The organism is Nocardiopsis lucentensis DSM 44048 (assembly GCF_000341125.1).
Classification (GTDB): Bacteria; Actinomycetota; Actinomycetes; order Streptosporangiales; family Streptosporangiaceae; genus Nocardiopsis; species Nocardiopsis lucentensis.
Genome location: NZ_ANBC01000628.1, coordinates 1 through 5,657 on the forward strand (window position 1 = coordinate 1; position 5,657 = coordinate 5,657).

Here is a 5,657-nt window from a genome sequence, read left to right on the forward strand (position 1 = left end):
ACGGTTCCTCCACGCCGGCGAGCAGGCGGAGGAGCGTGCTCTTGCCCGATCCGTTGTCGCCGATGATGCCGGCGCGCTCACCGGGGCTGATGGTGAGGTTCGCGCGATCGAGGACCATGTGGTCTCCGTAGCGCTTGGTGATCTCGGTGAGGTGGAGCTGGGACGTTGACGGGTGCGGTGCGGTGAACAAGGCGGGCCTCCTGCTGGTCCGTGGTGTGGGCCGGGTACTGACAGGGCCGCGGATCGGTGAGGTGCCCGTGTGACGAGGTTTCGGACAGGAACACACGACCGCTGGAGGTGTGTGGTGCCCGAGAAGACGAGATCGTCGAGGCTTCCCTGATCGACCGCGGTTCGACGACGCCAACGGAGCCGCACCGCTGGGTAGCGGGCGTGTGTGCTCGGAACGCGGACGTCTGACGCGGGATGGCGGGAACTAGATCAGCCTCATGGGGAAAGACGATACGTCTCGTCTCGTCACCTCGTCAATCCGAGGCGAGTGAGACCGGCATCACTCTCCGGGAGGCTGCTGAGGCCTAATTGAGGTCATCCCAATCTCTATTAACGGCTAAGCCGATTTGTCGACAAAGGGGTTGGGGGGTCCGCGGAGGGGGCTGTTCTGGTGGGGCGGGAGGGGCGGATCGGGCCCCGAACGCGGCGAAGGGCCGCCCATGGGCGGCCCTTCGCGTGCCTGTCGTGGTCCGGTCGGCGGTCGTGTCCGCCGTGGTGCCCGGGGGTGGCTCTCCTCAGAGCCAGCGCGCCTCGGGGCGGGTCCGGCCGTTCTCGTCGGTGACCAGCACCCAGTGCATGATCGGGTGTCGTGACGTCGTGGTGTCGGCGTCCTCGCGCGGCTGGGGGACGCAGGCGGTCCTGTTCGTCAGGCGCTGGCGGGTCCCGGGCGCGGTGCGCGTGCGCCGGCGGCTGGTCGTGGAGCGAGCGGGGTGCGGCGCACGTTCTGTCCTGCGTGCCATGAGACCCTCCTCGTTTCCGTATCAGATGGTACGAGTTAACCCTATGTTCACTTACGAGTCAATTCGTATCCCTCGCGGAGGCTCCTGGGGGAGGGTGTGGCTGATGCGGGCCGGATGGTCGCCCCGAGTCGACGGCGGAGTATCACCGCAGTTCAGGAGCGGTTTCTGTGGGCGCGTTCCGGCGTCGCGGAATCGTGAGTGTGAGATAGGGGACTGTGACGCCGAGGCAAGGTGAACGGAAGGTTAACAAAAGCCGAACCGGTGGCTGTGCAGAGGCCAGGCGCGGCGTGGGGGAGGACACGGTGCCCGGGAAACACGAAGGGCACCCACCGCGTCGGTGGGTGCCACACGTCTTCCGCTGGTGTGCCCGGGCTACTCCTTGAAGATCAGCCCCACGACCTCCAGGTAGAGCTGCTCCGGGTAGGGAATGAAGTTGATCTTGCTCAACGCCTGGTCCTGACCCGCGGACTCCATCACGAAGGTGCCATAGCCGAGGAAGCGTCCCAGCAGGGTCCGCTCGAACCTCATGTCGGTGACCTTGCCCAGCGGCATCATGTTGACCTGCCGCGTGATCAGCCCCGTCGTCAGCAGCAGACGGGCCGACGTGATGACGAAGTAGTCGACCGACCACTCGGCGACGCGCCAGACGAACCACACCAGGACCAGCAGCCACAGCCACCAGATGATCGCCAGCGCCGCGCTGTTGGCGGCGACCGATGTGTTGCTGAGGATCCCCGCGGCGATCAGCGCGCCGAGGACGGCTCCGACCGGGCCGATGAGGACCGCGGGATGGCGCCTGATGGTCACAACGTCCTGCTCATGGGGCAGGAGGTAGCGGTTGACCGACGCAGGAGCGCTGTTGCTCGACGCTACGAGCCGCATGGAACCCGACCCAACTCTCCCACTACGGCAGCAGTGCGTTGACGAAGCGGGACATGGACTCCGCGCCGCCCATCAGGCCGCCCAAGGCGCTCTGGATCACTCCAGCGGCGCTTTCCGGTTGCGTGAGCAGATAAAACGCCACGAAACCGATGAGCGCGTAACCGCCCCATTTCTTCAACCTCGCCACGACTGACTCCCTTTGGAATCTACCTGACCCACCGACCCAGCAGTGATTGTTCCATCGACAATCATGCCCGTAAAGCCTGAAGCGCACCCTCGGCGTGGCGGTATGTCGGCCGTTCGACAACTTGCGGGCTCTGTCCGGTTTCGGTGGTGTTGGTAACCCCGAGGTTGACGGTCCGGAAAGCAGGCGCCGCCGTGGAACGGGCCGAGGCGTCGACCCGCTAGCGCTGTTCGGCGAAGGCCAGGGCCAGGACCTGGAGGTGCTGCCGGGCGATCCGTTCCACGAGGTCGGGTGTGGCCGAGCCGGTCACGTCCTGGGCGCCGTGTCTGGCGGCGTCCACACACCGGGTGATGGTCGCGGTGTGGTGCACCCCCGAGAACTCCGACACCAGCCGGTTGACGACGGGGCCGTAGTGCGGGTCCGGGGTGAGCTGGGTGGTCGTGGAGGCGGAGGTCTCGGTCATCTCACTCCTTGAGGGCCGTGGGGGGTGGATGGCAAAGCGTGGTCGGTCCGGGGCTTTGGGTAGCCGCCGTGGGGATGCGTGAACCGTCCGTCGGAAACGGGCGGCACGGGCTGTGGGGCGGACCGTGCCCTGTCGGCGGTTTCGGGCAGCAGGTTGTGCAGGTTACGGGTAGCCAGGAACCATGATCACTCTCGTCTGTTACGTTCCCATCTCAAAACGAATTCGGCTAATGCAAAGCCGTGTCGTCGGTGTGCGGGGCGCCTGGTCGCGATCAGGGGCGACATGGCGCCATAGGGGTCTCTGCCCGATTTTCGGCTGTTCATTCACTCCGTACCGAAAAGAACCAAAAAGCACCCAACCGATGGTCCGGCTGGGTGCTGACGCCTCGTGAGGCGGCTGTGGTTCGTAGGCTCCAGGGTCAGGCGCAGCCGTACAGTCGGTCTCCGGCATCGCCCAGGCCAGGGAGGATGAACCCGTTCTCGTCGAGGCGCTCGTCCACCGCCGCCGTCACCACGCGTAGGGTCGCGCCGTGGCCGGGGTCGAGGGTTTCGGACAGCTTGCGCTCCACGGCCCTGAGGCCCTCAGGCGCGGAGAGCAGGCAGATCGCGGTGATGTGGTCGGCGCCGCGCTCCACCAGCAGCTTGAGCGCCGCCGCCAGCGTGCCTCCCGTGGCCAGCATCGGGTCGAGCACGTAGCACTGGCGTCCGGACAGGTCCTGCGGCAGCCGGGCGGCGTACGTGGCGGGCTGCAGGGTCTCCTCGTCGCGGGCCATGCCCAGGAAGCCCACCTCGGCCGTCGGCAGCAGGCGGGTCATGCCGTCGAGCATGCCCAGGCCGGCCCGGAGGATGGGCACCACGAGCGGAGTGGGGCGCGACAGCTGCGTCCCGGTGGTCTCCACGAGCGGGGTCTTGATGGTGACGTCGGTCACCCGCACGTCCCGCGTCGCCTCGTAGGCGAGCAGGGTCACCAACTCGTCGGTCAGGCGTCGGAAGGTCGGGGAGTCGGTCCGCACGTCGCGCAGGGTGGTCAGTTTGTGCGCGACCAGGGGGTGGTCGACGACCAGGGTTTCCAAAGCGTTCTCCGGTTGAGCTGGGATAACGGGACGGTGGCTGGGGAGGTTTCGGCCAGCCCGAGTCTAACCGCGTGTACCACCCCGGGCGGGGCCCGATCGCCGCCCCCGCCGCCACCGGACGTCCCAGGAAGGCGGTCCGGGGCGCACGAAGGGCGCCGGCGGGTGACCGGGAAGCCGGTTCTCATGAGAACGTGGGGCGCATTGACGGGTGACAAGGGCGACCCTGGAACCGGAGTGATCGTTACCATGGCACTCGCATGGGCGATCAGGCGTTCCTTCGCCCGCACCGATACACCGGCCGGGTTGGGGTGACGATGACAGTGCTCGATCATGGCGACGACGACTCGGGTGACTTCGCGGCCGTCGCGTACAGAGAAGAGGACTGCTGGGACGTCGACCTGCTCCCGGTAGCCCTCACACACGACCTCAAGGGTCTCATCCACGCGCTCCGTCAGCAGCCGAGCATCAGCGGCTCCCTCGGGCTCGTGGCGGTCGGGGACGACTTCTTCATCATCGTCCGGGTCTACGGTGAGGAGGTCTCACTGTTCCTCTCGGACGTGACCGCCTCGGTCGACTGGCAGGTGGCGCGCGACGTGCTCGACTACCTGGACATCGACCTGCCCGACGACGACGATCTCGACCAGGTGCTGCCAGCCGGCGACCTGTCGATCGTCTCCGATCTGGGCCTGGACGAGATGGAACTGGGCGCCCTCGCCGGAGATCTCGACCTCTATCCGGACGAGGTGCTCGCCAGCGTGTCCGAACGCCTGGGATTCGCGCAGTCCTTCCAGCGTGTCCTGGACGGTATGGGGTAGGGCAGACCTGGAGAACCACCACGGAGAACAGGAGAGCACGAGGTGTCGACCTTCGCAGCTGTCTTCGCTCCCAACGGGAAGGCGTGGCGGGGAACCGAGGTGGACCTCGGGGACGTGGACGTGATCGATGACGTCACCGACCTGATGATCGACTTCGCCGTTGAGCGGGGGAGCGATCTCTCCCTCCTGCTCTTGGAGGCCGACGACGAGTGGTTCGCCATCGTGCGGGCCGAAGAGAGCGGCGACCCCCGCGTCTACCTGTCCGACGCCCGGGTGGTGCACGACCACCCGCTGGCGATGGTGCTGGCCGAGGCGGGCGGTCTCGTCGGGCCCCAGCCCCCGGAGAGCGCGGGGGCGCGGCCCAACCCGGTGCCGACCGGGGACGGTGACCTGCTCACCGATCTCGGGCTGACCGAGGACGAACTCCGCTCACTGTCGACCGGAGGGGGAGTCCTGCCGAGCGACGTGCTGGCGGTCGTCGCCGAGCGCGCCGGGTTCGGCGACCTCCTCGACGGTATGCGGTTGTGACCGGGTGATCGGTCGGGACGCCGCGGACACCGCGCTGCGGCTGGCGATCGCGGAGGGCGAACGGGCCCTGGAGACAGGCGACGTTCCCGTGGGCGCCGTGGTGCTGGACGCCGACGGTTCCGTCCTGAGCGTGGGTCGCAACGAGCGTGAGGCGACCGGGGACCCCACAGCGCACGCCGAGGTGCTGGCGCTCCGGGCTGCCGCGCGTGCGCGCGGTGAGTGGCGGCTGAGCGGATGCACACTGGTCGTCACGCTGGAACCGTGCACGATGTGCGCGGGGGCGCTGGTGCTGTCACGTGTGGACGGGCTGGTCTACGGGGCGCGGGACGCGAAGGCGGGGGCGGTCGGGTCGATGTGGGACGTGGTTCGCGACCCCCGGCTCAACCACCGTCCGGAAGTCCTTCCACCGGACCTGGTCAGCGAGGACGTCGCCGAGCGGTGCTCCGATCTGCTCTCCCTGTTTTTCGCACGCCGCCGTATCCGGTAGAGTTCCTCTCGGTGGAGTCGCCTAGTGGCCGATGGCGCCCGCCTCGAAAGCGGGTAAGGGGCAACCCTTCGAGGGTTCAAATCCCTCCTCCACCGCCACCAGCCGTCCCCGGCAGCGCCGGGGGCGGCTTTTTTCGTGCCGGCGAAAGCACGAAGGGCCTGGCTAGACCGAGCCTGTGCACATTCAGCGCACACGGTCCGCGACGACGCAGCCCTAGATGAGTAATTCCAAGGGGTCAGTGGTCGTAGGCCGTCAGGG

At 67.7% G+C, this 5,657-nt stretch carries 9 protein-coding genes and 1 tRNA gene; 4 read left to right on the plus strand and 6 right to left on the minus strand.

The features are described 5' to 3' along the window. From D471_RS39150 to upp, 6 genes are all read right to left on the minus strand, one after another. Positions 1 to 190, minus strand: a 190-nt coding sequence (locus D471_RS39150; RefSeq protein ID WP_040690678.1) for an ATP-binding cassette domain-containing protein, incomplete at its 3' end; no start/stop codon positions are given. A gap of 553 nt (positions 191 to 743) precedes the next feature. Then, a complete protein-coding gene (locus D471_RS0122515; protein ID WP_017600715.1) occupies positions 744 to 968 on the minus strand; it encodes a hypothetical protein in 225 nt (74 codons plus the stop codon). A gap of 372 nt (positions 969 to 1,340) precedes the next feature. Beyond that, positions 1,341 to 1,850 (minus strand): PH domain-containing protein, encoded by a 510-nt coding sequence (locus D471_RS0122520; protein ID WP_026127980.1) that lies wholly within the window; start codon positions 1,848 to 1,850, stop codon positions 1,341 to 1,343. A 22-nt stretch (positions 1,851 to 1,872) separates the two neighbouring features. After that, positions 1,873 to 2,037 (minus strand): hypothetical protein, encoded by a 165-nt coding sequence (locus tag D471_RS40945; protein WP_017600717.1) that lies wholly within the window; start codon positions 2,035 to 2,037, stop codon positions 1,873 to 1,875. A gap of 217 nt (positions 2,038 to 2,254) precedes the next feature. Next, positions 2,255 to 2,497: a hypothetical protein gene (locus D471_RS0122530; RefSeq protein ID WP_017600718.1), complete on the minus strand. Its 243-nt coding sequence runs from the start codon at positions 2,495 to 2,497 to the stop codon at positions 2,255 to 2,257. Between the two features lie 418 nt (positions 2,498 to 2,915). Continuing rightward, complete coding sequence (gene upp, locus D471_RS0122535) at positions 2,916 to 3,569, minus strand: uracil phosphoribosyltransferase (RefSeq protein ID WP_017600719.1); 654 nt, start codon at positions 3,567 to 3,569, stop codon at positions 2,916 to 2,918. Positions 3,570 to 3,883: 314 nt separating this feature from the next. Between upp and D471_RS0122540 the strand changes: the two genes are divergently transcribed. The 4 genes from D471_RS0122540 to D471_RS0122555 all read left to right on the plus strand — a co-directional run bounded on the left by D471_RS0122540 (position 3,884) and on the right by D471_RS0122555 (position 5,497). Then, positions 3,884 to 4,384, plus strand: a complete 501-nt coding sequence (locus D471_RS0122540; protein ID WP_040690681.1) for a tRNA adenosine deaminase-associated protein — start codon at positions 3,884 to 3,886, stop codon at positions 4,382 to 4,384. A gap of 42 nt (positions 4,385 to 4,426) precedes the next feature. After that, positions 4,427 to 4,912: a tRNA adenosine deaminase-associated protein gene (locus D471_RS0122545; protein ID WP_017600721.1), complete on the plus strand. Its 486-nt coding sequence runs from the start codon at positions 4,427 to 4,429 to the stop codon at positions 4,910 to 4,912. A 4-nt stretch (positions 4,913 to 4,916) separates the two neighbouring features. Then, positions 4,917 to 5,399 (plus strand): nucleoside deaminase, encoded by a 483-nt coding sequence (locus D471_RS0122550; RefSeq protein ID WP_017600722.1) that lies wholly within the window; start codon positions 4,917 to 4,919, stop codon positions 5,397 to 5,399. Positions 5,400 to 5,409: 10 nt separating this feature from the next. Beyond that, positions 5,410 to 5,497: transfer RNA gene (locus D471_RS0122555), tRNA-Ser, on the plus strand. Positions 5,498 to 5,657 lie beyond the last annotated feature (160 nt).